The following is a 24,426-nucleotide window of genomic DNA, read 5'->3' as shown; positions in this document are numbered from 1 at the left end:
GCTTAGGAATCGCGCCGCTGGTTCGGAACGAAGGTTTGTGGATATCGATAGACGCAAAGCGCACGACGGCCGAGGCGCCCCACCCCCGACCCCACGGCCGTGCCCCGCCGTGCATGCGTCAGCGCATATGCATACACGGTTTCCTTCGTTGGCAGGTGCTGAGCGTCTGCGTACGGTGACTGGTTTCCTGCTCCGAAATCACCGCCATGACCCAACCCCACATCTCCCTTGAATTCAGTGGCAGCGACATCGCCAGCCGCCGCAGTGCCGCCGTGGCCCGCTTCATTGCGACCGCGCGCCGCCTGGCGCCCGATGCAGAGAATCCGACACCGGATCAGCTCCGCGCCGTGGCTTCGGCGCTCGAGCAGTTGGGTCTGCAGCGCGAGCTGTTCCCGCACGCGCACTTCCCGGTCTCCGCCGGGAATCCGGCCCAGGTCTACCGGTTGAGCGAAGAGCCCGGAGGGCACTACGCGCTCTACCTGTCAGCTGGCCTGCCCGGCAAGGCCCAGCCGCCCCATGACCACACCACGTGGGCCATCATCGCCGGCGTCTCGGGCAACGAGCGGAACGTGTTCTACCGCCGCGCCACAACCGCCGACGCCGGACGCGACACGCTGGACGCCGGACGCACCGTCGACGTCGTGCCTGGCACCTCGGTCGTCCTCTCTCCCACCGATGTGCACACCATCGAACTGGTGGGCGAAGAGCCCGGCCTGCACCTGCATTTCTACGGGCGGGGTCTGGAGCGCCTGTCCGAGCGGGTGGTGTTCGAGTCGAAGACCGGCGGCACCTACCGCACCTTCGGGCCGCCCAGGTTCATCGCGCACGCGCTGATCCAGCCACACGACCTGAAGGCCGCGCTTCACGACGGCGAGGAGATCGCCGTGCTGGACGTGCGCGAAACAGGCGTCTTCGCCCACCGCCACATCCTGTTCGCCGCGTCGGCCCCGCTGTGGCGCCTGGAGCTGCTCATCGACCGGCTGGTGCCACGCCGCAGCACGCGCATCGTGCTGGTGGACGCGAACGAAACCCTGGCGCACGAGGCGGCCGCCAAGCTGTTGCGCCTGGGCTGGCGCAACGTGTCGGTGCTGGCGGGCGGAACCGATGGCTGGGCCGCTGCCGGGCTGGAGATCTATGAGGGCACCAACGTGCCGAGCAAAGCCTTCGGCGAAGTGATCGAGCATGAAAAGCACACGCCCTGGATCACCTCGGACGACCTGAAGGCCCGGGTAGAGCGCGGTGACAACATCGTGGTGGTGGACAGCCGCACGCCGGAGGAATTCGCCGCGTTCAGCCTGCCATTCGCGCACAGCCTGCCCGGGGCCGAACTGGTCTACCGCATCGGCGAGATCGCGCCCGACCCCGACACCTTCGTGGTGGTGAACTGCGCCGGCCGCACGCGCAGCATCGTGGGCGCTCAGACGCTCATCGACGCGGGCATTCCCAACCCCGTGGCATCTTTGCGCAACGGCACCATGGACTGGTTGCTCACCGGCCGGACCCTGTCGCATGGCCGGAGTACGGCGCTGCCCGAGCCGACGCCCACCACGCTCGCCGCTGCGCGGGAGCGCGCCGCCGCCGTGGCCCAGCGTGCCGGCGTGCAGCGCATCGGTGACGCCGAGCTGGCGCGTTTCGAATCCGAGACGCAGGAGCGTACGCTGTACCGATTCGACGTGCGCACCCGGGAGGAATACGAGGCCGGCCATCTGGAAGGCTGGCGCTGGGCGCCCGGAGGCCAGCTGGTGCAGGCCACCGACGAGTACGCCGCCGCCAAGGGCTTTCGCATCGTGCTGGCCGACTGGGACGGCGTGCGCGCCCTGACCACCGGCGCGTGGCTCGCCCAGCTGGGCGGTTATGAGGTCTTCCTGTACACCCCGCCCACGCTGCCTGTCCTGGCTACCGGTCCGGAGCCCGTGCGCGTGCTGGCGTCGCATGCAGCCGCGCCGCTGGTGTCGCCAACGCAGGCCGATGGGCTGATCCGCGCCGGCAGCGCCGTAGTGTTCGACGTGGACCGCCGCGCCGCGTTCGAGAAGCAGCACATCGAAGGCGCTCGCTTCGCCGTGCCCGACCGGCTGGCCTCCTTCGTGGCGGAGCTGCCGGCAGACCGGTCCATCGTGCTGACATCACCCGATGGGGTGCTGGCCCGCGGGGTCGCGGCCGAGCTGGCAGCCCGCACCGGCCGCGACGTGCGCGCCCTCGCGGGCGGCACGGCGGCCTGGGTGGCGGCCGGCCTGCCGGTGGCGCAGGGCGATGCCGACGTGCTGACCGGGGACGACGACCACTGGTACAGCCCCTACGCGCACCGCGACCTGCGGTTGCGCGACGCTGGCTTCCAGGCCTATCTGGACTGGGAACTGGGCCTGGTGGCGCAGCTGGAGCGTGAAGGCGCGACGGGCATCCGCCTGCTGCCCTCCGCCGGTGCGGCCGCATGAGCCGCGCGAAGGAGATGCCGATGTCGGAGACCTGGGCAGGTGTTTCGCGCCGGACCGTGCTGGGCAAGGGCGTGGGCCTGGCCGCGCTGGCCGCCACTTCCACCGCGCGCGCCGCACTGGGTCCGGCGACGGACGCCCGCAGCGCGCGGCTGGTGCTGCCGCTGGCGCCGGGCGGTGCCATGGACGTGCTGGGGCGCAGCCTTGCGGCCGAACTGGGCCAGCGCCTGGGCACGAGCTTCGTGGTGGAGAACCGCGCTGGTGCGGGCGGCAACCTGGCCCATGAGTGGGTCGCCGGCGAGCGGCCCGACGGCCAGACGCTGCTGCTGACCAGCAACGCGCTGGTGGCCAACGTCACCCTGTTCGCGGGCCGCGTGCGCTACGACCCGCAGCGCAGCTTCGCACCCGTGAGCATCGTCGCCAGCTCGCCCACCGTGGTGGTGGTCCATGGCGATGCTCCATTCCGCACCATGGGCGCATTGGCCGCGCAGGCGCGCAGCGGCGCCGGCATCAGCGTGGGCACGCCGGGGTTCGGCAACGGCAACCACCTGGCACTGGTCAAGCTGCACCGCGCGCAGGGGGGCGACTGGCGGCACATTCCGTACAAGGGCGCCGGCCCCGCGCTGGTCGGACTGCTGGGCGGGGAGACCGACGCCGCCATCGTCGCGCTGCCCGCCGCGCAGGCGCACCTGCAGGCGGGCCGACTGCGTGCTCTGGCCGTGGTGCAGGAGCGGCGCAGCAGCCTGGCACCCGAGATTCCCACGCTGGCCGAGGCCGGCATCACCATCGCGCTCGACAGCGGCTGGTTCGGACTGCTGGCCCCGGCCGGCACCCCGCAGGCCGTGGTGGAGCGGGTGCACGGCGCCGTCACCGGCGCGCTGGCTGATGAAGGCTTTCGCAGGCAGCTGGCACGCCAGGGCTTCGAGCCCGTGGGCAGCACGTCGCAGGCGTTCGCGCAGCAACTGGCGCGCGACGTAGCCGCCTTTCCGCCGCTGCTGCAGAGCATCGGCGCGCGGGTGGAGTAGCCGCCATGCCCATCGTGTCACTGGGTGCGCAGATCCACTACGAAACCTACGGGCCCGGCCCCGACGCCGTGCCGCGCCTGCCCGTGCTGCTGCTGGCACCCGGCGGGTTGCGCTCGCGCATCGGTCTGTGGCGGCACACGCACGACGGACGGCCGCGCGACTGGCCCGATCCGACGGTGGAGCTGGCACGCCGGCGCCGCGTGGTCGCCATGGACCAGCGCAACGCCGGCCAGTCGTTCGCCCCGGTGGGACCGCGCGACGGCTGGGACACCTTCGCGGCCGACCATCTGGGCGTGATGGACGCCCTGGGCATCGAGCGCTTTCACGTGCTGGGCGCTTGCATCGGAGCGTCGTTCGCGCTGCGCCTGGCCGAGATCGCGCCGCACCGCGTGGCTTCGGCCGTGCTGCAGCAGCCCATCGGCTGGACGCCACGCAACGCGCCGCTGCGCAAGGAAAACTTCCAGGCCTGGGTGGACAGCGCCGCGGGCAGGCTGGCAGCCACGCCGCCCGCGCACCTGCACGCGCTGGAACACAACCTCTTCGGCAGCGAAGACTTCGTCTTCAGCGTGTCGCGTGACTTCGTACGCCGCAGCAGCACGCCGCTGCTCATCCTGGCGGGCAACGACGTCCATCACCCACCGGAGACCTCGCGCGAGCTGGCGGCGCTGGCCCCCCGCGCGCAGCTCGTCGAGGCCTGGCGAGGAGAAGCGCACCGCAGCGCCTATCTGGGCAGCGTGCTGGACTTTCTGGAAGGGGCTGAGCATCCGCACTGACCTGGCTCTGCGGCGGCTCCCGTCGCTGGCCGCTCCCGTGGGCCCGGCCAGCGTCCCCAGCCGCGCTGCCGGCACGGGGATGGCAGGAGCAGCTCATGCCGCCTGGCCCCAGGCGGTCGCGGACATGACCTCGATGGAGCTACGCGGCCAGACGCTCACGCTCCGCCACGCGCGCGAATGCGTTGTGCAGATCCGCGATCAGGTCTGCCGGATCTTCCAGCCCGACGTGCAGTCGCACCACGGGCTGCGTGCCCTGCCACGCGCTGTGCTCCCGCAGGCGTTCGGGCTGGGCGACCAGCGCCAGGCTTTCGTAGCCGCCCCACGAGGCACCCAGGGCAAAGTGCCGCAACGCATCGACGAAGGCTTCAGCGCTGCGCGCATCCACGCCCTCGGCGAACGCGAACGACACCAGCCCGTTGGCGCCGCTGAAGTCGCGCTTCCACAGCGCATGGCCGGGGTCGGACGCCAGCGCGGGGTAGAACACCCGCGACACCTGCGGCTGTTGCTGCAGCCACAGTGCGACCTGCGTCGCGTGGCGCTGGTGCTGCGCCAGCCGCACGGGCAGGGTGCGCAGGCCGCGCAGCGCCAGGTAGGCGTCGTCCGCACCGATGGTCAGGCCCAGCGCTTCATACGTCTTGGCGATCTTCTGCGACAGCGCGGGCGTATCGGTCACGACGATGCCCTGCATCACGTCGGAATGCCCTGCGATGTATTTCGTGGCGGCCTGGATGGACAGGTTCGCGCCCAGCGCCAGCGGTTGGTGGAACCAGCCGCCGCTCCAGGTGTTGTCGGTCGCCAAGGCAATGCCGTGCTGGCGCGCGATGGTGGCCAGCGCGGGCAGGTCCAGCACTTCATACAGCAGAGAGCTGGGCGACTCCACGTATAGCAGCCTGGTCTGCGGCCGGATCAGCGAGGCCACGTCGCCCTGCCCGGGCGAGAAGTACTCGAGCGTGATGCCCAGGCGCTGCAGGAGGCTGTCGTCCACGCGGCGCACCGGGGAATAGACGCTGTCGGCCACCAGGGCGTGGTCGCCCGGCGACAACAGTGCCACCAGCACCAGCGCGATGGCCGAAAGGCCCGAGGGGGTGAGGAAGGCGCGGTGCCCGCCCTCCAGCGCGATGACGGCGTCTTCCAGCGCGCGGTGCGTGTCCAGCCCGTGGCGGCCATACGAGGCCACGCGCTCGCCCGCGACGCGGCGGTGGTGCAGGTCGGCATAGGCGGCACTGTCTTCGAAGCGCACGGTGCTGGTGCGCACCACGGGCACGTTGACGGGGCCGGAGCCCCCTTGCAGCGCGGGCGTGCCGGCATGCAGCAAGCGGGTGGCAGCACCCGGTGCGGTGGCGGGGTGCTGGCTCATGCCACGGCCTCGCTGGGGCGGAAATAGGCAGCGTTGTAGTTCTTCACCGCTCCGGTGTCCGGATCGATGGCCACGCGGCCGGTCAAGGTCTCCAGCGGCTGGCCGTAGAGATGGAAATGCAGTGTGGGCTCGGAGCCCACGACGGCGATGCTGTGGACGTCGTCCCCCAGGAATGCGATGGACGTGCCCGGCTGCACGGTGACTTCACGCGCCAGGTGGATGCGGGCGCGTGCCGGATCGCTGCGGTCGTCCGCACGCTCATAGATCCGGTTCACCTCCTGGCCCTCCACCGCCACGATCACGGCCCAGGTGGTGTGGTCGTGCGGCGCGGTGGTCTTGCCGGGGTTGATGGAGTTCAGGTACAGCGCCAGGCCCGCGTCGCCGTCATCGGGGTTCAGCCGGTAGCGGGTGGAGGCGCCGACGCCGGCCGTCTCGGCGGGGGGCGGAAAGTCTGCGCGGCTGAAAAGGTCCTTGCGGGTCGCCAGCGCTTCCAGCCGGGCGGTGATGGCTGCGAGCTGGGCGCGGTCGGGCGTGCCGTGCGCGATGAGGCGGCGGACGTCGTCCAGGGCGGCATCGACGGCTTGGCGCCGCTGTGTGGAAATGGTGGGCAGTGACGTGGTCATGGGAGAAGGCTCCTGGGGAAAAAGGGTTCAGAGGGCGAAGCGCAGCTGGTTGAACGCCAGCGGCGCGGCCGGCTGCGGCGGGCGCGCACGGGTGCCGTCGCCCAGCGCACGCTGCAGGAATTCGCGGGTGCGCTCGCTGCGCGGTCGGCCGAAAATCTGCCGGGCCGGGCCGTGCTCGACGATGCGGCCGGCTTCCGTGAAGTACACGTGGTCGCTCACCTCTTCGGCGAAGCGCATCTCGTGCGTGACCAGCACGCAGGTCATGCCGCCTTCGACCAGGTCGCGGATCACGGTCAGCACTTCACCGACGGTTTCCGGGTCCAGCGCGGACGTGACTTCGTCGAACAGGATCAACTCCGGCCGCATGGCCAGCGCGCGGGCGATGGCCACGCGCTGCTGCTGGCCGCCCGACAGCTCCCCGGGGTAAGCGCCCGCCTTGTGGCCCAGCCGCACCTGGTCGAGCAGCGCCCTCGCCTCCCGCTCAGCCGTGGCCTTGTCGCGGCCCACCACGCGGGTGGGGGCGATCACGAGGTTCTCCAGCACGGTGAGGTGCGGGAACAGGTTGTACTGCTGGAACACGAAGCCCACCCGCTTGCGCAGCGCGATGAGCTCGGCCTCGGTCCTGAGCGTGTCCACCCGCGTGCCGCCCACCGCGATCTCGCCGCTTTGCGGGCGCAGCAGGCCGGTGATGCACCGCAGGATGGTCGATTTGCCCGAGCCGGACGGGCCGATGATGGACACGGCCTTGCCGCGGTGCACGTCGACCTCGATGCCCTTGAGCACCTGGTTGTCGCCGAAGGACAGGTGCACGTCCTTCAGACGAACGAGCGGTGCTGCGGATGGCGCAGCCAGATCGCTCAAGGAAATGTCATCGCGTTTCATGTTGTCGCTCCAGGGCGCGCGTGGCGCGGGCAATCGGGTAGCAGTAGGCAAAGAACAGCAACAGCAGCGTGAAATAGACGAGGATGGTGAAGTCGGTGCGCGCCACGGTGTTGCTGGCGATCTGCGCGGTGTCCACCACGTCGTGCACGCCCACCAGCGAGGCGAGCGAGGTGCTCATGGTGATGCTGGCGTAGAGGTTCATCCACGGGGGCAGCATGCGGCGCACGCACTGCGGCAGCACCACCCACCGGAATATCTGGCCGCGCTTGAAGGCCAGCGACTGCGCGGCCTCCCACTGCGCGCTGGGTATGGACTGGATCGCCCCGCGGAAGATCTCGGCCACGTTGGCACTGGTGGGCAGCGCCAGGCCCAGCACCACCTTCACCCAGTCGGGGAACGGGAAGGTCCATTGCACGATGTTGACCTCGAACGGGAACACGTAGGTGGTGAAGTAGATGAGCACCAGAATGGGCGCATTGCGAAACATCTGCACGTAGCAGCGCATGATGACGCGCACCGCGTGCACGGGCGACAACGACAGCGCGCCGATGACCAGCCCCACGGCGGTGCCGAGGGCCACGGCCAGCACGCTGATCTCGATGTTCACCCAGAGGCCGCGCAGCAGCGCGGGCAGCCAGCGCCACAGGTGCGTGAAGGCGGCCGGCGTGGAGCCGGTGGCGTTCCATGCCAGCCCCACCGCCAGCGCGGCCAGGGCCGCGATCCACCAGGGGCTGCGCAGGGCGGACAGCAGCGCCGCCGGCCCCCGGGGCGCGTTGGCTGCGCGCAGCAGCGTGGCTTCATTGGCCATAGCCGGGCATCCTCCAGTGGTGTTCCAGCCAGCGGCCCGCGCGGCTGACCAGCCATGTCAGCAACCCGAACCAGAGCAGGATGAGCAGCAGCAGCTCCAGCACGTTGTCACGCTGTGACCAGATCATGATGGACTCGTAAGTCACGTCGCCCACCGCGATGGCGGACGCCACTGCCGTCATCTTGACCAGATCGACGAGGTTGTTGACCAGTGACGGCAAGGCAAAGCGCACGGCCAGCGGCAGCTGCACGCGGGCCAGCAGCTGGCGCTGCGAGAAGCCCAGAGAGCGTGCGGCCTCCAGCGTGGTGGCGGGAACGGCCTCGATGCCGGCGCGCAGCGCCTCGGCATGGAACACGCCCTTGTGCAGCGAGACGACCACCACCACCCAGACGAACGGCGTGAGCGGGTTGTTGCCCGCACCCCAGTCGCGCAGCTGCTGCGTGATGAGCATGTTGAACACCAGGAACGCGCAGTACAGCTGCACCAGCGTGGGCGTGTTGCGCGTCACCTCCACGAAGGCGCGCGCCGGACCTGCCAGCCACGCTCGGCCGGAGGTCATGAACGCGGCCAGCACCACGCCGGCCGCCAGGCTGCAGGGAATGGTCAGCAGCGCGAGCTGCACCGTCACGAAGAGGCCGCGCACGAAGGCCTGGCGCTCGCCCGCGTCGAGCACGAAGGCGTAGTTCAGGCCCACTCCCTTGAGCGCGTCCACGCCTTGCACGAGCAGGCTGGCGTCGCTCATGCCGCCGCCTCGGCTTCGCGGACCCGTGCGCCGGCGGCCTGCGGCGGGCGCAGTGCCGCCACGGCGCGGGCGATGCGGGCGGTGGCATCGCGCAGCACGGCATCGCTGGCGGCCGTGGAGATGCGGAAGTACGGCGACAGTCCGTAGGAAGGCCCGTCCACCGCCGCCACGCCCTCGGCATCGAGCAGCCATTCCGTCAGGTCCGCGTCGGAGCGGATCGCCCGGCCGTCCGGTCGCACGCAGCCGATCAAGGGGCCGCAGTGGACGAAGGCGAAGAACGAACCGCCGGGCGGCAGCAGCGTCAGTCCAGGGACGGCGTTGATGGCTTCGGTGACCAGCGCAGCCCGGCGTGCGTAGGCGGCACGGGCCTGTGCCACGAAGGACTGGTCGGGCGATTCCAGCGCGGCCGTCACGGCTGCCTGCGCCACCGAGTTGGGGCCGGACGACGCCTGCGACTGGATCACCACCATGGCCTGCACCAGCGCAGCGGGGCCGGCGCCCCAGCCGATGCGCCAGCCCGTCATGGCGTAGGTCTTGGAGGCGCCGCCCACCAGCAGCGTGCGGTCCTTCAAGTCTGGCGCCACGTGCAACCAGTGCGCGGGAGCCTCGGGCGTGAACCAGATGTGTTCGTACAGCTCGTCCAGCATCACCAGCACCTGCGGATGGCGGCGCAACACGGCGGCCAGCGCGCCCAGCTCCGCGGCGTCGTACACCGCACCCGAGGGGTTGCCTGGCGTGTTCAGCACCAGCCAGCGCGTCCTCGGGGTGATGGCAGCCTCCAGCGCAGCCGGCGTGAGCTTGAAGCCCGCGCCGATGTCGCAAGGCACGATGACGGGCGTGCCGTCGTTCACCAGCACCATGTCGGGAAAGGATGGCCAGTACGGCGCGGGAATGATGACTTCGCTGCCCCCATCCAGCGTGGCGGCGAAGGCGTTGTGGATCACCTGCTTGCCGCCGTTGCTCACGATGATCTGGCGGGTGGGGTAGTCCAGAGCGTTGTCTCGTGCGTACTTCGCCTGGATCGCCTCGCGCAGCGCCGCCGTGCCGGGCGTGGGCGTGTACCTGGTCTCGCCGCGCGCCAGGGCGGCGATGGCGGCCTGCTTGATGGGCTCGGGCGTGTCGAAGTCCGGCTCGCCGGTGGTAAGGGCGATGACGTCGCGCCCCTGAGCGGCCAATGCGGCGGCGCGGGCGCTGGCAGCGGCGTTGGGCGAGAGCTTGACGCGCTGCACACGCTGCGACAGCGGAAAGGTGGTGGTCATGGATGGGGGCTTTCTTCGTGCGGGCGCAGGCTGGCAGGCGCCAGCACCTTGCCGGGGTTGAGCAGGCCGAGCGGGTCGAGCGCGGCCTTCAGGCGGCGCATCAGGTCCAGCTCGACGGGGCTCTTGTAGCGAGGCAGCACGTCGCGCTTGGTCTGGCCGATGCCGTGCTCCGCGCTGATGGAGCCCCCGTGGGCGTGCACGCTGTCGTGCACCACGTCGTGGATGGCGTCTTCGTGGGCGAACAGGTCGGCTGGCGTGCCGCCGAGCGGGTGCGAGACGTTGTAGTGCAGGTTGCCGTCACCCAGGTGGCCGAATGCGACCGGCCGCACGCCCGGGAACCGTGCCTGCAGCGCCGAGGCCGTGGCGGAGAGAAATTCAGGAATGCGCGAAATGGGCACCGACACGTCGTGCTTGATGTTGCGGCCGTCGCGCCTCTGCGCTTCGCCCAGGGCCTCGTCGCGCAGGCGCCAGAGCGCTTCGCTCTGCTGCAGGCTCTCGGCGATGGCGGCGTCGCTGACGAGCCCGTCCTCGAACGCCTGGCTCACCACGGTCTCGAAGCGTTCGCGCGCGTGCTGCTCGCCCTCGCTGTCCGACAACTCGATCAGTGCATACCAGGGCGCCTCCAGCGCCAGCGGAACCGGTTGCTCCGGCACATGCCCCGCGATCAGGCCCAGCACGGTGTCTGACATCAGCTCGAACGCCGTGAGGCTGGCACCGAAGCCCGCACGCGCCACGCCGAGGAAGGCGATGGCGTCGTGGATGCAGCCGAAGGCCAGCAGCGCCGTGTGCTGCGTCTTTGGCAGTGGGTACAGCCGGAGCGTGGCTGCCGTGATGATGCCCAGCGTGCCCTCGCTGCCCACGTACAGGTCACGCAGGGCGTATCCGGTGTTGTCCTTGCGCAGGCCGCGCAGGCCATGCCAGATCTCGCCCTCGGCCGTGACCACCTCCAGGCCCAGCACCAGCTCGCGCGCGTTGCCGTAGCGCAGCACCTGCGTGCCGCCGGCGTTGGTCGCCAGGTTGCCGCCGATGGTGCAGCTGCCCTCCGAGCCCAGGCTCAGCGGAAACAGGCGGCCCGCCTCGCGCGCGGCCTGCTGCACGGCGGCCAGCACGGCACCGGCCTCCACGGTCAGCGTGTCGTTGTCGGCATCGATGGCCCGCACCCGGTTCAGCCGCGCCAGCGACAGCACGACCGCCCGGCCGCTGCCGTCCGGCGTGGCGGCGCCCATCAGCCCGGTATTGCCGCCCTGCGGCACGATGGGCGCTCGGTACTGTTGGCACAAGCGCACCACCTGGGCGACCTCGACCGTGTCGGCCGGGCGCAGCACGGCCAGCGCGCGGCCGGTCAGGCGGCGGTGCTGGTCGGTGAGATAGCCCTCGGCATCGCTGCCGGTCAGCACGTGGCTGGCCCCCAGCGCGGTGCGCAGTGCGTCCAGCAGGGCGGCGCTCATGCGGGCGTCCTCTTGAACTTCTCGTGCAGCTGGTGGAGCAGCGGCGTCGGCTTCATGCCGTTGCGCTTTTCCACTTCGATCAGCCAGCCGGTGCGGTGCCAGCCCTGCACGATGCGGTCGATGGCAGCCTGCGTGTCGGTCTCGCCTTTGCGCAGCCAGATGACGGAGGGCGATGGGATCAGGTCGGCGGGCGAGACGATCTCGTAGTCCTTCCAGTCGGCGTTGTCGGCCACCAGCTCGCGCAGCGTGGGGCTGACGTGCACGGCGGCCGTGCAGTTGCCGCCGCGCAGCGCCAGCAGCGACTCGGGCTGCCCCCGGAAGGCCTTGATCTGCGCGCCATGCCGGTCGGCCAGAGGCTTGGTGAAGTTGCTGCCCTGCGAGACGCATACCGGCTTGCCGCGCAAGTCCTCCCAGGCCTTGATGCCGGTGCCCTTCTTGGCGATGGCGGCGCCGCCCACTTCCTCGAACGGCGTGGGTACGAAGTCGAGGATCTCGCTGCGCTCCTGCGTCCACTGCATGTTGGCGATGAGGACGTCCACCTTGCCTTGCTGCAGGAACTGCACACGATTGGAGGGCTGCACCTGCACGGTCTCCACCGCCACGCCCAGGCCCTTGGCGACGCCTTCGGACAGCTGCACGTTGTAGCCGACGTGCTGGTGCGTCACGGGGTCGATGGTGCCGAACGGCGGGCCGGAGAGGATCACGCCGACGATGAGCTTGCCGCGCTGCTGGATCTTGTCGAGTGTGACGTCCGCATGCGCGGGGCCGCCGGTGGCCAGGCACAGCGCGGCCAGGGCCGAGGCGGCGCCGCGAGCGGTCAGGGTGCGGCTCATGGCTTCTTGGTATCGGTGGCTGCCGCGGCGGTGGCCCGGGCTTCGGCGTACACGGCGAAGTCGTACGGCGCACGGTCGAACCGGCCCTGCAGGGCGCGCTGGTGGCGCTCGGCGATCCACGCGTCGGCCACGCCGTTCTGGCGCGCGGTCTTCAGCAGGAAGCCGGAGCGGTGCCAGTCCTGGATGGCCTTGTCCAGGAAGGCCTGCGTGTCGGCCTCGCCCCGGCGTGTCCACACCACGGTGGGCGACGGGATCAGCTGGTCCTGCGTGCCCAGTTCGAAGTCCTTCCACTCGGCGGCGCTGGGGCCGGTGAGCTTTTCATACAGGGCCGGCTGGATGTGAACGGATGCGGCGCAGGTGCCGCCCTTCAAGGCCAGCAGCGACTCGGGTATGCCTCGCAGCCCCTTGACGACCGCGCCGTAGGTCTCGGCCAGCGGCTTGGCGAAGTTGCTGCCCTGCGACACGCAGGCCACCTTGCCGCGCAGGTCTTCCCAGCGCCTGATGCCGCTGGCCTTGGCCACCAAGGCCCCGCCGCCGATCAGGTCGTAGGGCGTGGGCGCGAACGAGAGGATCTCGCTGCGCTCCTGCGTCCACTGAATATTGGCGATCAGCAGGTCCACCTTGCCGCTTTGCAGAAACTGCACGCGCGTGCTGGCGGTGACGGGAACGGTCTCCAGCGCCACGCCCAGGCGCCTGGCCAGGTCGGTGGCCAGCTCGGTCTGGTAGCCACCGGTCTTGCCGGTGGCCGGGTCGAGCACCCCGAACGGCGGGCTGGCGCCGTCGATGCCCACGGAGAGCTTGCCGCGTTGCTGGATCTTGTCGAGTGTCGCGTCGGCGTGGGCACCCGAGGTGCCCAGGGCCAGTGCCAGGGCAGCGGTGAAGAGAGGGAAGAAGCGGGGCATGCGAAATCCGGTCGAATCCGTTCGGGAAAGGCCCAGCCGGCCCCATGCGGGCCTGCCGGAAAAAAGGAAGGGCCGTCGGCGGCGTCAGGTCACTGCGCCGCGTCCTTGAACCGGGCCTGCAGCTCGGGCAGCAGCGGGTTGGGCGGCTCGATGCCGACACGCTTTTCGGTGGCGATCAGCCAGCCGGTGCGGTGCCAGTCCTGTACCACCTTGTCCACGGCGGCGATGGTGTCGGCCTCACCCTTGCGGGTCCACACCACCGAAGGCGCGGGCAGCAGTTCGGTGGTGATCGGCGCTGCGTACTGGCTCCATTCGGCGTTGGTGCGCAGCAGCGGGTGGATGAGCGTGCTGTCGTGCACGGCGGCCACGCAATTGCCGCCCTTGAGCGCCAGCAGCGAATCGGAAGAGCTCTTGAAGCCCTGCACCGTGGCGCCGTAGTCGCTCGCCAGGGGCTTGGCATAGCTGCTGCCCTGCGAAACGCACACGGGCTTGCCGCGCAGTTGCTCCCACTTCGTGATGCCGCTGTCCTTTCGGACGGCAGCCGTGCCGCCCACGCGGTAGAACGGGGTGGGTGCATAGCCCAGGATCTCGGCGCGGTCGGGGTTCAGCTCCATCGAGGCGATCAGCAGGTCGACCTTGCCGGCCTGCAGGAACTGCACGCGCGTGGCCGTCTGCACCTGCACCAGGTCGGCCTCCACGCTCAGGCCCTTGGCCACCGCACGTGCCAGTTCGGGGTTCCAGCCCACGAGCTGCTGGTTGGCGGGGTCGATGGAGCCGAAAGGCCCCCCGTTGACCAGCACGCCGATGCTGACCTTTCCGCGCTGCTTGATCTTGTCCAGGGTGGCATCGGCGTGCGCGCCGGTGCTCGCCAACAGGGGCAGCAGCGCGGCGACGAGGCCGGCGAGCGGCAGGGATGGAGAACGGAGAAACACTGGGGCGTGGCGCATGGCGTGGAGTGGCATGGAGGCAGGAAAGCGGGAGGTCGAAGTGCGAAGCGAGAACAGGCCCTGATCTTCCGCCCCGCCTCGCCACGCGACAACGACCGTTTCCGAGGATCGATATGCGGCCAGCGCGCCAGCCGCGGGATCAGGCAACGCGCGACTGCACCGGCGGCAGGCGGAAGGCAGCCAGCTCGTCGGGTGCGCACTGGGCGATGAGGCCCGTCTCCCAGGCCAGGTACCGGCGTGCCGCGTCCAGGTTGCCGTCGTGGCGGTCGTGCACGAAGAACAGGTAGTCGATGGCATCGGCATCGGCCGGGTGGTCGGGGGAGCTCTGCACGGGCAAGCCGGCCGCCACCCAGTCGGCGGCCAGCGCCCAGTGCACGCTCGCCACGGCGCCGGTCACGATTTCGCTGGCGGCCGCGGCTGCGCTGGCCGCATCGGCGGCCAGGATGAGCAGCGGCGCGAGCGCGCCCGATGCGGCGTCGCGCACTGCGGCGGCCACGCGCGGCCGTACCGACCAGCGCGCGCCCCGGGCATGCTGGCGGCGGTAGGCCAGCGAGGGTTGCACATCCAGCAGCAGGGGCGGCGTTGCCTGCGACGACAGCCAGCCGGGCAATTCCAACGGACCCACTCGCGGGGGCGGGGCAGGAGGGCGCGCCCACTCCGAGCCGGGCACGGTGAGCGCCGCATGGATGCCACCCTCGACGGTGGCCGTCCCATAGCCCAGGCGCGCCAGCCAGGCCGCCACCACGGGCGCTCGCACACCGTCGTCGTCCAGCAGCAGCACGCGGCTGCGGCGCACACCGATGGTCTGGTCCGTGGCCTGCAGCAACTGGCCGCCCGGCGCGTGCCGGGCACCGGCCAGCGTGCCGGCCGCGTACTCATCGGCGGTGCGCACATCCAGCACGTAGGTGGTGCGGGCCGGGTCGTCGATCCAGGCCTGCGCCTGTACGGCCGTCAACACCGCCACGCCTGCGTCGGCCGCCACGCTCGCCGCGCGGGCCTGATCCACAGCCTGCGCGGGGTTTGGTGCCGGACTGCGGCGCTGGCTCCCCTGTTCGAGGGCCTGGCCGGACAGCGCCCAGCCCTGCGTCCCGTTCTCCAGCGCCAGCACGGGATTGGGAACACCCAGGCCGCGCAGGATCTGCGCGCCGATGATGCTGCGCGTGCGGCCCGCGCAGTGGATGACGATGGGCGTCTCCGGGTCGGGAGCCAACGCGCTCCAGTGCCGCGCCAGCTCGCCGTTGGGTACGGGGATGGCGCCGGGGATGGTCATTTTCTGGTGCTCTTCCAGCGTGCGGCCGTCCAGCAGCACCAGCGGCTCGCCTGCCTGCTGCCTGCGCTGCAGCTCCGCCGCGCTCACGTGCGGTGTGCCGAAGGCGTGCTCGACCAGTTCTCCGAAGGTCTTCGACGGCAAATTCACCCCTTGGAACAGCGTGTAGCCAGCCTCGGCCCAGGCAGGCGCTCCGCCCTCCAGCACCATCAACTCTTGGTAGCCCAGCGCAGCCAGGCGCTGCGCCGCGCGCACGGCGACCCCGTCGCCGCCATCCAGCAGCACGGTGCGCGTGCTGCGACGGGGCACGAGGCGAGGCACGTCCCACTCCAGGCGGCTGTAAGGCGCCGGGACGGCGAAAAAGGGGTGGCCTTCGCCGAACTGACCCGCCTCGCGCACGTCGAGCAAGGCGATTTCATCGCCGCCGTTGAGCCAGTCGCGCACGGCGCGGGCGCTGACCGGCGGGTAGGAGAAGGAGGTGGAAGTGGATTCACTCGATGCAGACATGGCAGATCGCCCTGCGTCGGGAGGGCGTTGAACAAAGCTGCCACCATATGCCCGCGAGGCTGCATCGCCTTGCAGCGCGTGAGAAGGATTTCGCCTATGCATAGTCGTTTTCCAAGCTACGCCCCGGCCGCGGTACCCTCCAACGACTGACCGGTGGGTTCTCCACCTGGGTCCCAGATTCCCGACGTCCAGCGCGTCAACCATCCAGCCCTGTTTCACGATGTCCCACGTTATTCCGCTCCGCCACGGCGCCTTCGACGCCGTCATCGTCGACCTGGACGGCACCATGGTGGACACCATGGGCGACTTCGCGGAGGCGATCCGGCGCATGCTTGGCGAGCTGAAGTTGCCCTCCATCGAGGCCGCGCAGATCGAACCCATGGTCGGCAAGGGCTCCGAGCACCTGCTGCGCTCGGTGCTGAAATACGTGCTGGCGCCCATGGAACAAGCGCCTGATACTACGAAAATTGAAGCGCTCTACCCTGCCGCGTGGGACGCCTACCAACGCCACTACCTGCAGACCAACGGCCAGCATTCGGCCGTGTACCCGGGGGTGGTGCAGGGCCTGCGCGGGCTGCGCGGCGCCGGCCTGCGGCTGGCGTGCCTGACCAACAAGCCCGGCGACTTCGCCCGGCCGCTGTTGCGGGCCAAGGGGCTCGACGGCTTCTTCGACCAAGTGTTCGGCGGCGATGCGTTCGAGCGCAAGAAGCCCGATCCGCTGCCGCTGCTCAAGACCTGCGAGGCGCTGGGCACGGCGCCTTCGCGCACGCTCATGATCGGCGACTCCAGCAACGACGCGCAAACGGCGCGCGCCGCGGGCTGCCCCGTGGTGCTGGTCACCTATGGCTACAACCACGGCCGGCCGGTGCGGGAGGTGGATGCCGATGGCTTCATCGACTCGCTGGAGGACTTGGGCCGCGGGGGCTGAGCGCGGGCGGCACCCGCCCCCGGGCGTCGCCGCAGCGATGGGCCGGCAACGCTCGCTGCCGGCGATGCAGCGCCTGGCCGGTGGCGCTTCACCGAGCCGGCCGGGCCGCTCCAGGCGGCCCGAAGCCGATCACTGACGACGGATGCCGCCCTGGGGCGAAGCCGCGGCGGCGACGCCGACAGGTGCATTGGGCCGCAGCGGGGCCATGTCGTCGCCCCGGTCCAGCAGGGCGTCCTTGAGCTTCCAGTCGGCCGGGTGGTGGCCCAGCCAGATGCGCATCAGGACATTGAAGAACTCGGGCTCCTTGAAGGCCTCGCCCTGCTGCTTGCCCTTGACGGTGATGATGGTGCCGGTGCCCGGCACCCAGTCGACCACGAAGGTGTCGCCCTTGGCGAGCATCTTCTGCTCGGAAAAGATCTGCCCCATGCGCACCAGCCCCGCCATGAGCCGGTACATGTCTTCCTTGGAGGTGTTGTCCTCCACCCCGCGGATGAACAGCTTGCCCAGCTCGGTGGCGTCGATCGGGCGCAGCATGCTGACGGCGATGCGCTTGGGGCCGGGGGACGACAGGGCCTCTTCCGGCGTGTGGGCCTTGCGGGCCAGGTAGAGGCCTGCCGTGTAGACCTGGAACACGGCCTTGTAGCGCACGCCGGTGCCGTTGAGCAGCAGCTTGGTGTTGCCGACTTCGGCGACGCTGGCGTACTGGACGTCGGCCACGTCGACGGACTGGGCCTGTGCGCCGAGGCAGGCCAGGCCCAGCATGCCGGCGGTAAGGAGGGGTGCGACGAATTTCATGCGGATCTCCGACTCGCTGTGTGTCCGAGGCAGTCTAGGGATCCGGCTGATTTTTTACTGTTAACTACTGTTCTTGCGCAATCGATTAATTTCAACAATCGTTGAGGCCGCCCGCGCCCTGGTGGCGCGGAGTCGCCGGCAGGGCGGGCCGGCCGGGAATTTCTGCCGCGCCGCCGCGCCGGGCTTTGCTACACTTTGCCGATGTTCATTCACCGCGTTTTCATTACAGGTTGCAGCGACCGGGGAGCCTGGCCCTGGCGTAAGCCAATCCTGCCGCTTAACGCTTGACAGCACCTGGGCCGCGTCCCAGCGTGCGCCCGTGGCCCCACCCGGTGGGCGCCGAATCTTGGAATGAATGAACTGCGGCACGGTCCTTGGCACCGTCGTCATCGCGCACCGAAGCTGCGAGCCGCAGGCGCTGGGAACTCTCCGTGATCACAGAACTGGAATTCAAAAGCCTGGCCGGTGAAGGCTACAACCGCATCCCGCTGATGGCGGAAGCCTTCGCGGACCTCGAAACCCCCCTGTCCCTCTACCTCAAGCTGGCCCACAGCAAGGAAGGCGGCAGATACAGCTTCCTGCTGGAATCGGTCGTCGGCGGCGAGCGCTTTGGGCGCTACAGCTTCATCGGCCTGCCCGCGCGCACCCTGCTGCGCGCCAGCGGCTTCGGCGACGCCGCCAGGACCGAGGTGGTGACCGACGGCCAGGTGGTGGAAACCGCGGCGGGCAACCCGCTGGACTTCATCGCCGCGTACCAGAAGCGTTTCAAGGTGGCCTTGCGCCCCGGCCTGCCGCGTTTTTGCGGGGGGCTCGCGGGCTACTTCGGCTACGACGCGGTGCGCTACATCGAGAAAAAGCTCGAGAACACCTGCCCGCCCGACACGCTGGGCTGCCCCGACATCCTGCTGCTGCAATGCGAGGAGTTGGCCGTCATCGACAACCTCTCTGGCAAGCTCTACCTCATCGTCTACGCCGACCCGGCCCAGCCCGAGGCCTACGCCCGCGCCAAGAAGCGCCTGCGCGAACTCAAGGAGCAGCTGAAGTATTCGGTCAGTGCCCCCGTGGTGCGCCCCACCGAGAGCCACCCCGCGCAGCGCAGCTTCGCCAAGGCCGACTACCTGGCCGCCGTCGACCGCGCCAAGGAGCTCATCGCCGCCGGCGACTTCATGCAGGTGCAGGTGGGCCAGCGCATCCACAAGCGCTACACCGAAAGCCCGCTCAGCCTCTACCGCGCGCTGCGCTCGCTCAACCCGTCGCCGTACATGTATTACTACGACTTCGGCGGCTTCCAGGTGGTGGGCGCCAGCCCGGAGATCCTGGTGCGGCAGGAAAGCACGCCCGAAGGGCAGAAGGTCACCATCCGCCCGCTGGCCGGCACCCGCCCGCGCGGCGCCACGCCCGAGCGCGACAAGGCCACCGAGGTCGAGCTCATCAACGACCCCAAGGAGCGCGCCGAGCATGTGATGCTGATCGACTTGGCGCGCAACGACATCGGCCGCATCGCCCGGACCGGCACCGTGAAGGTGACCGAGGCCTTCGCCGTGGAGCGCTACAGCCACGTGATGCACATCGTGAGCAACGTGGAAGGCATCCTGAACGACGGTATGACCAGCATGGACGTGCTGAAGGCGACCTTCCCGGCCGGCACGCTGACCGGCGCGCCCAAGGTGCACGCGATGGAGCTGATCGACCAGCTCGAGCCTTCCAAGCGCGGCCTCTACGGCGGCGCCTGCGGCTATCTCAGCTACGCCGGCGACATGGATGTCGCCATCGCCATCCGCACCGGCATCGTCAAGGACGGCACGCTCTACGTGCAGGCCGCGGCCGGCGTGGTGGCCGACTCGGTGCCCGAGATGGAATGGAAGGAAACCGAGCACAAGGCCCGCGCCCTGCTGCGCGCTGCCGAGCTGGTCGAGGAGGGGCTGGAATGACCCGCGCCATCGACAGGACCGAGCCCTGCGCCAGCATGGCCGAGGTGCGCGCCCGCGTGGACGCGCTCGACGATGTGCTGGTGCCGCTGCTGGTCGAGCGCGGCGGCTACATGACGCAGGCCGCGATCAACAAGCCGCTGCAGTCGCAGGTGCGCGACGAGGCCCGCATCGAGGCCATCGTGGCCCGGGTGCGCGCCCGCGCCCAGGCCGAGGGCGGCCAGCCCGACGTGATCGAGGCCATCTACCGCAGCATGATGGAGGCGTACATCGCCTACGAACATCGCGAGTTCGACCGGCTGGTGGCCGCGGGCCGCAAGCGCAACGAGGAGCCCACGCCATGACCCGCCTGCTGATGGTCGACAACTACGACAGCTTCACCTACAACATCGTCCAGTACTTCGGCGAACTGGGCGCCGAAGTGGAAGTGTTCCGCAACGACGAGATCACGCTCGAAGGCATCGCCGAGCGCCGGCCCGACCGGCTGGTGATCTCGCCCGGGCCCTGCTCGCCCGCCGAAGCCGGCATTTCCGTCGCGGCGATCCGGCACTTCGCCGGCAAGCTGCCCATCCTGGGCGTCTGCCTGGGCCACCAGAGCATCGGCGCGGCCTTCGGCGGCAACATCATCCGCGCGCAGGAGCTGATGCACGGCAAGACCAGCGTCATCACCACCACGCGGCAGGGCGTGTTCGCCGGGCTGCCCGAGCAGTTCACCGTGAACCGCTACCACTCGCTGGCCATCGAGCGCGGCAGTTGCCCCGACGTGCTGGCCGTGACGGCGTGGACCGATGACGGCGAGATCATGGGCGTGCGCCACAAGGAGCTCGACATCGAGGGCGTGCAGTTCCACCCGGAGAGCATCCTCACCGAGCACGGCCACGCCATGCTGAAGAACTTCCTGGCGGAGTCGCGGCCGTGAGCCTCGCACTGCTGGGCATCGACGGCCACCAGCTGGTGCTGTTCGTGGTCGCCGGCTGGCTGCTCAACCTGACTCCCGGGCCGGATGTGTTCTACATCGTCACGCACGCGCTGCGCTCCGGCGCGCGCGCCGGCATCTTGGCGGGCCTGGGCATCGCTGCCGGCTGCTGCGTGCACGTGGTGGCCGCGGCCCTGGGCGTGGGCGCGCTGCTGGCCGCATCGGCCACGGCGTTCACGGCGCTCAAATGGCTGGGCGCGGCCTACCTGCTCTGGATGGGCGTGCGCATGCTGCGCGCCCGGCCCGGCACGGGCCTGGCCGCCGTGGCGCGCGATGCGCGGGCCGGCACGGTGCCCGCCGCCGCCGCGCCCGCGCTGCGCGAGGTCTGCCTGGGCGGCTTCTGGACCAACGTGCTCAATCCCAAGGTCGCCCTCTTCTTCCTGGCCTTCGTGCCGCAGTTCATCGCGCCGGACGCGCCGCACAAGACGCTCGCCTTCCTGCTGCTGGGGCTGCTGTTCACCGTCAACGCGCTGCCGGTGTGCGCGGCCTGGGCCTTCGGCTCGGCATGGATCGCCCGCCGGATGGGCGCGCTGCAGCACTGCATGCACTGGGTGGACCGCACGGCCGGCGCCGTCTTCATCGCCTTCGGCATCAAGCTGGCGCTCACCGACCGCCCCGGCGCCTGACCGGCGCGCCTCCCCTTTTTTCTGTCCCCGCTTCGACCCGAGACTTCGCCATGTCCATCACGCCCCAGGAAGCGCTGCAGCGCACCATCGAGCACCGCGAAATCTTCCACGACGAGATGCTGCACCTGATGCGCCTCATCATGCGCGGCGAGCTCTCGCCCGTGATGACCGCTGCCATCGTGACCGGCCTGCGCGTCAAGAAGGAAACCATCGGCGAGATCACCGCCGCCGCGCAGGTGATGCGCGAGTTCTCCACCAAGGTGCACGTGCAGGACGCGCGCCACCTGGTGGACATCGTGGGCACCGGCGGCGACGGCGCCAACACCTTCAACATCTCGACCTGCGCCATGTTCGTGGCCGCCGCGGCGGGCGCCAAGACGGCCAAGCACGGCGGGCGCGGCGTCTCCAGCAAGAGCGGCAGCGCCGACGTGATGGAGTCGCTGGGCGTGCACATCAACCTCGCGCCCGAGGCCATCGCGCAGTGCATCGCCGAGGTGGGCATCGGCTTCATGTTCGCGCCCAACCACCACCCCGCCATGAAGAACGTGGCGCCGGTGCGGCGCGAGCTGGGCGTGCGCACGCTCTTCAACATCCTCGGGCCGCTCACCAATCCGGCGGGCGCGCCCAATATCCTGATGGGCGTGTTCCACCCCGACCTGGTCGGCATCCAGGTGCGTGCGCTGCAGCGCCTGGGCGCAGAGCACGCGCTGGTGGTCTACGGCCGCGACGGCATGGACGAAGTCAGCCTGGGCGCCGCCACGCTGGTGGGCGAGCTGAAGGGCGGCCAGATCACCGAGTACGAGATCCACCCCGAGGACTTCGGCCTGGCCATGGCCAGCAACCGCACGCTGAAGGTGGAAACGCCCGAGCAGTCGCGCGAGATGCTGATGGACGTGCTGCGCGGCCAGCCCGGCCCGGCGCAGGACATCGTCTGCCTGAACGCCGGCGCGGCCTTGTACGCGGCCGGCGTGGCCGGCTCCATCGCCGACGGGCTGGACAAGGCGCGTGCGGCCATCGCCAGCGGCGCGGCGCTGGCCAGGCTGGAGCAGCTGGTGGCGCGCACGCATGCACTGGCGTCCTGATCTGGGCTTACCGGCACATCGCAACTGAGCCACTCCTCCCAGTCACGCCCCCGCATGACCATTCGTTCAGCCCTGGATCGGCGGCGCTCGCCCCTGCTGGAAGAGATCCGTCTCGCCGCCAGCCAGGCACCCCGGCTCTGGATGCCCGCCATGCTGCACCCGCCCGGTCCACTCAGGCAGGCGATCATGGGCGTGGCCCTGCCCGGCCTGATGCTGGGCGGAATGGCGTTCGCGCTGCTGCCGGACGGGCGCCTGCACTGGATCGTCATCCTGGGGCTGGCCGGGCTCATCACGGCCGGCATGGTCGCGGTGCTGCGGCGCCGGCCCTCGGCCGATGGATGCGAGATCCACTTCACGGACGGAAGAATCGACCTTCACGAATCGGGTCGCAGGGTGCGGGTGCCTCTGGACAAGCAGGCGCACAGCATCGGCTTTGGGGTCGATGTACTGAACTCGGAATTTGTCGCCTGCATCGACTTGCGACATGCCCGCCGGGGTACCGTGGCCACTCTGACCACGCTCACCACGCCCAAGCGGTCGGAGATCGCGGTGATGGACCACGTCGCCGGCGTGCTGGCCGAGCGCCTCGGGCTGCGTCGTTCGGGTCTGCCCTTGGCGGTCATCCTGCGATGACCTGTACCGCACTGACACGTTTTGTTTGACAAGAAAGAACCCGCCATGAGCGACATCCTGAACAAGATCATCGCCGTCAAGCGCGAAGAAGTCGCCGCCGCGCAAAAGAAGATGCCTTTGGCCGCGATGCGGGCCGACGCGGAAAGCCGCGTGCTGACCCGTGACTTCGAGGGCGCGCTGCGCGCCAAGGTCGCCAAAGGCCAGGCCGCCGTGATCGCCGAGATCAAGAAGGCCAGCCCCAGCAAGGGCGTGATCCGCGCCGACTTCATCCCCGCCGACATCGCGCAGAGCTACGCGGACGGCGACGGCCGGGTGAGCGCGGCGTGCCTGTCGGTCTTGACCGACCGGCAGTTCTTCCAGGGCCAGCCCGACTACCTGAAGCAGGCGCGGGCCAGCTGCCAGCTGCCAGTGCTGCGCAAGGATTTCATGATCGACCCCTACCAGATCTATGAAAGCCGGGCGATGGGCGCCGACGCGATCCTGCTGATCGCCGCCTGCCTGGACGACGCGCAGATGGCCGATCTGGAGGCGATTGCCCGCAGCCTGGACATGGCCGTGCTCGTGGAGGTGCACGACGGCGCCGAGCTGGACCGTGCGCTGAAGCTCAAGACGCCGCTGGTGGGCATCAACAACCGCAACCTGCGCACCTTCGAGGTGTCGCTGCAGACCACGCTCGACTTGCAAAAGGCGGTGCCGTCCGACCGGCTGCTGGTGGCGGAGTCGGGCATCCTGTCGCCAGCCGACGTGAAGACGCTGCAGGATGCCGGCGTGAACGCGTTCCTGGTGGGCGAAGCGTTCATGCGGTCGGAAGACCCCGGCCTGGCGCTGGCCCGGCTTTTCGGCTGAATGCTCCTATTTTCATAGCTGCTTGCGCAGATGGATCAAGCGCTGCAAGCCCTTTTGACCCTTCATCCGATGCCTGACGCCACCTCCAGCGACGCCACCCAGCTGCAATCCGCCGACCCGGCCGACTGGCCCGTCGCGCCGGGCTGGCAGCCGCTGGTCGATGCCTTCTTCGCCAGCCCGCGGGGGCAGGCGCTCCGCACCTTCCTGCGGTCGCGTCTGGAGGCCGGCGCGGTGATCTTTCCGCCCAAGCCGCTGCGTGCGCTGGAACTCACGCCGCCCGAAGCCGTGCGCGTGGTGATCCTGGGGCAGGACCCGTACCACGGGCGCGGGCAGGCCGAGGGCCTGGCGTTCTCGGTGGCGCCGGGCGTGCAGTTGCCGCCGTCGCTGCGCAACATCTTCAAGGAGATGCAGCGCGACCTGGGCCAGCCCTTTCCCGCCTGGCCCGAGCCCGGCGGCAGCCTGGTGAAGTGGGCGAAGAACGGCGTGCTGCTGCTCAACACCGGCCTGACGGTGGAAGAGGGCCAGGCCGCCAGCCACGCCGGCAAGGGCTGGGAGCAGCTGACCGACGAGGTCATCCGCCATGTGGCCGAGGGCGAGCGGCCGGTGGTGTTCATGCTGTGGGGCTCCCACGCCCAGTCCAAGCGCGTGTTCATTCCGGAGGACCGCGGCCATCTGGTGCTGACCTCCAACCACCCTTCCCCGCTGTCGGCGCTGCGCCCGCCGGTGCCGTTCATCGGCAACGGGCATTTCGGGCAGGCGCGTGAATTCCGCCTGCGACACGAGGCGCAGCAAGGCTGAGCCGGCGGCCGG

24 protein-coding genes are annotated in these 24,426 nt (G+C 70.0%); 12 read left to right on the top strand and 12 right to left on the bottom strand.

Annotated elements, in window-relative coordinates:
• The first annotated feature begins 206 nt into the window (after positions 1–206).
• Genes ABWV53_RS03245 through ABWV53_RS03235 form a run of 3 tightly spaced genes read left to right on the top strand, consistent with a single transcriptional unit; the run spans position 207 to position 4,227 of the window.
• Positions 207–2,432, top strand: a complete 2,226-nt coding sequence (locus tag ABWV53_RS03245; protein ID WP_353362908.1) for a rhodanese-like domain-containing protein — start codon at positions 207–209, stop codon at positions 2,430–2,432.
• 20 nt (positions 2,433–2,452) lie between these two features.
• Positions 2,453–3,454: a tripartite tricarboxylate transporter substrate binding protein gene (locus tag ABWV53_RS03240; RefSeq protein ID WP_353362906.1), complete on the top strand. Its 1,002-nt coding sequence runs from the start codon at positions 2,453–2,455 to the stop codon at positions 3,452–3,454.
• Between the two features lie 5 nt (positions 3,455–3,459).
• Positions 3,460–4,227, top strand: a complete 768-nt coding sequence (locus tag ABWV53_RS03235) for an alpha/beta fold hydrolase (protein WP_353362904.1) — start codon at positions 3,460–3,462, stop codon at positions 4,225–4,227.
• A 139-nt stretch (positions 4,228–4,366) separates the two neighbouring features.
• Here the strand turns inward: ABWV53_RS03235 and metC are convergent, their stop codons facing one another.
• The 11 genes from metC to ABWV53_RS03180 form a co-directional block, all read right to left on the bottom strand.
• A complete protein-coding gene (metC, locus tag ABWV53_RS03230; protein WP_353362902.1) occupies positions 4,367–5,584 on the bottom strand; it encodes a cystathionine beta-lyase in 1,218 nt (405 codons plus the stop codon).
• On the bottom strand, positions 5,581–6,207 hold the full coding sequence (locus ABWV53_RS03225) for a cysteine dioxygenase family protein (RefSeq protein ID WP_353362900.1): 627 nt from the start codon (positions 6,205–6,207) through the stop codon (positions 5,581–5,583). The genes metC and ABWV53_RS03225 overlap by 4 nt, the downstream gene beginning before the upstream one ends.
• 27 nt (positions 6,208–6,234) lie before the next feature.
• Positions 6,235–7,089 (bottom strand): amino acid ABC transporter ATP-binding protein, encoded by an 855-nt coding sequence (locus ABWV53_RS03220; RefSeq protein ID WP_353362898.1) that lies wholly within the window; start codon positions 7,087–7,089, stop codon positions 6,235–6,237.
• A complete protein-coding gene (locus tag ABWV53_RS03215; RefSeq protein WP_353362896.1) occupies positions 7,076–7,897 on the bottom strand; it encodes an amino acid ABC transporter permease in 822 nt (273 codons plus the stop codon). The genes ABWV53_RS03220 and ABWV53_RS03215 overlap by 14 nt, the downstream gene beginning before the upstream one ends.
• On the bottom strand, positions 7,887–8,639 hold the full coding sequence (locus ABWV53_RS03210) for an amino acid ABC transporter permease (RefSeq protein WP_353362894.1): 753 nt from the start codon (positions 8,637–8,639) through the stop codon (positions 7,887–7,889). Before ABWV53_RS03210 ends, ABWV53_RS03215 begins: the two co-directional genes overlap by 11 nt.
• Positions 8,636–9,898, bottom strand: a complete 1,263-nt coding sequence (locus ABWV53_RS03205) for an aminotransferase class I/II-fold pyridoxal phosphate-dependent enzyme (RefSeq protein WP_353362892.1) — start codon at positions 9,896–9,898, stop codon at positions 8,636–8,638. The genes ABWV53_RS03210 and ABWV53_RS03205 overlap by 4 nt, the downstream gene beginning before the upstream one ends.
• Positions 9,895–11,346, bottom strand: a complete 1,452-nt coding sequence (locus ABWV53_RS03200; RefSeq protein WP_353362890.1) for an FAD-binding oxidoreductase — start codon at positions 11,344–11,346, stop codon at positions 9,895–9,897. The genes ABWV53_RS03205 and ABWV53_RS03200 overlap by 4 nt, the downstream gene beginning before the upstream one ends.
• Entirely contained in the window at positions 11,343–12,179 is an 837-nt protein-coding gene (locus ABWV53_RS03195; protein ID WP_353362888.1) for a transporter substrate-binding domain-containing protein, read from the bottom strand. The genes ABWV53_RS03200 and ABWV53_RS03195 overlap by 4 nt, the downstream gene beginning before the upstream one ends.
• Positions 12,176–13,081, bottom strand: a complete 906-nt coding sequence (locus tag ABWV53_RS03190; protein ID WP_353362886.1) for a transporter substrate-binding domain-containing protein — start codon at positions 13,079–13,081, stop codon at positions 12,176–12,178. Before ABWV53_RS03190 ends, ABWV53_RS03195 begins: the two co-directional genes overlap by 4 nt.
• A gap of 89 nt (positions 13,082–13,170) precedes the next feature.
• The gene (locus ABWV53_RS03185) at positions 13,171–14,028 is read right to left on the bottom strand and encodes a transporter substrate-binding domain-containing protein (RefSeq protein WP_353362884.1); all 858 of its coding nucleotides are present in this window, start codon (positions 14,026–14,028) and stop codon (positions 13,171–13,173) included.
• A 139-nt stretch (positions 14,029–14,167) separates the two neighbouring features.
• On the bottom strand, positions 14,168–15,802 hold the full coding sequence (locus tag ABWV53_RS03180) for a rhodanese-like domain-containing protein (protein ID WP_353362882.1): 1,635 nt from the start codon (positions 15,800–15,802) through the stop codon (positions 14,168–14,170).
• Positions 15,803–16,022: 220 nt separating this feature from the next.
• Here ABWV53_RS03180 and gph point away from each other — a divergent pair, with 220 nt between their 5' ends.
• Positions 16,023–16,730, top strand: coding sequence for a phosphoglycolate phosphatase (gene gph / locus ABWV53_RS03175; protein WP_353362880.1), 708 nt, complete (start codon positions 16,023–16,025; stop codon positions 16,728–16,730).
• A gap of 129 nt (positions 16,731–16,859) precedes the next feature.
• On the opposite strand, the gene ABWV53_RS03170 is transcribed toward gph, so the two are convergent.
• Complete coding sequence (locus ABWV53_RS03170) at positions 16,860–17,525, bottom strand: chalcone isomerase family protein (protein WP_353362878.1); 666 nt, start codon at positions 17,523–17,525, stop codon at positions 16,860–16,862.
• A 431-nt stretch (positions 17,526–17,956) separates the two neighbouring features.
• Here ABWV53_RS03170 and trpE point away from each other — a divergent pair, with 431 nt between their 5' ends.
• The 8 genes from trpE (at position 17,957) to ABWV53_RS03130 (ending at position 24,414) form a co-directional block, all read left to right on the top strand.
• On the top strand, positions 17,957–19,456 hold the full coding sequence (trpE, locus tag ABWV53_RS03165; protein ID WP_353362876.1) for an anthranilate synthase component I: 1,500 nt from the start codon (positions 17,957–17,959) through the stop codon (positions 19,454–19,456).
• On the top strand, positions 19,453–19,797 hold the full coding sequence (locus tag ABWV53_RS03160; protein ID WP_353362874.1) for a chorismate mutase: 345 nt from the start codon (positions 19,453–19,455) through the stop codon (positions 19,795–19,797). The genes trpE and ABWV53_RS03160 overlap by 4 nt, the downstream gene beginning before the upstream one ends.
• Positions 19,794–20,372, top strand: a complete 579-nt coding sequence (locus ABWV53_RS03155; RefSeq protein WP_353362872.1) for an aminodeoxychorismate/anthranilate synthase component II — start codon at positions 19,794–19,796, stop codon at positions 20,370–20,372. The genes ABWV53_RS03160 and ABWV53_RS03155 overlap by 4 nt, the downstream gene beginning before the upstream one ends.
• A complete protein-coding gene (locus ABWV53_RS03150) occupies positions 20,369–21,055 on the top strand; it encodes a LysE family translocator (protein WP_353362870.1) in 687 nt (228 codons plus the stop codon). Before ABWV53_RS03155 ends, ABWV53_RS03150 begins: the two co-directional genes overlap by 4 nt.
• A gap of 50 nt (positions 21,056–21,105) precedes the next feature.
• Complete coding sequence (gene trpD / locus ABWV53_RS03145) at positions 21,106–22,137, top strand: anthranilate phosphoribosyltransferase (protein ID WP_353362868.1); 1,032 nt, start codon at positions 21,106–21,108, stop codon at positions 22,135–22,137.
• A 54-nt stretch (positions 22,138–22,191) separates the two neighbouring features.
• On the top strand, positions 22,192–22,770 hold the full coding sequence (locus ABWV53_RS03140) for a hypothetical protein (protein WP_353362866.1): 579 nt from the start codon (positions 22,192–22,194) through the stop codon (positions 22,768–22,770).
• 45 nt (positions 22,771–22,815) lie between these two features.
• Positions 22,816–23,616, top strand: a complete 801-nt coding sequence (gene trpC, locus ABWV53_RS03135) for an indole-3-glycerol phosphate synthase TrpC (protein ID WP_353362864.1) — start codon at positions 22,816–22,818, stop codon at positions 23,614–23,616.
• Positions 23,617–23,685: 69 nt separating this feature from the next.
• Entirely contained in the window at positions 23,686–24,414 is a 729-nt protein-coding gene (locus ABWV53_RS03130) for a uracil-DNA glycosylase (protein ID WP_353362862.1), read from the top strand.
• Positions 24,415–24,426 lie beyond the last annotated feature (12 nt).

The organism is Acidovorax sp. FG27, assembly GCF_040365715.1.
Lineage (GTDB): Bacteria > Pseudomonadota > Gammaproteobacteria > Burkholderiales > Burkholderiaceae_C > Paracidovorax.
The sequence above is the reverse complement of the archived record's forward strand: the minus strand, read 5'-3'. Positions and strand labels throughout refer to the sequence as shown.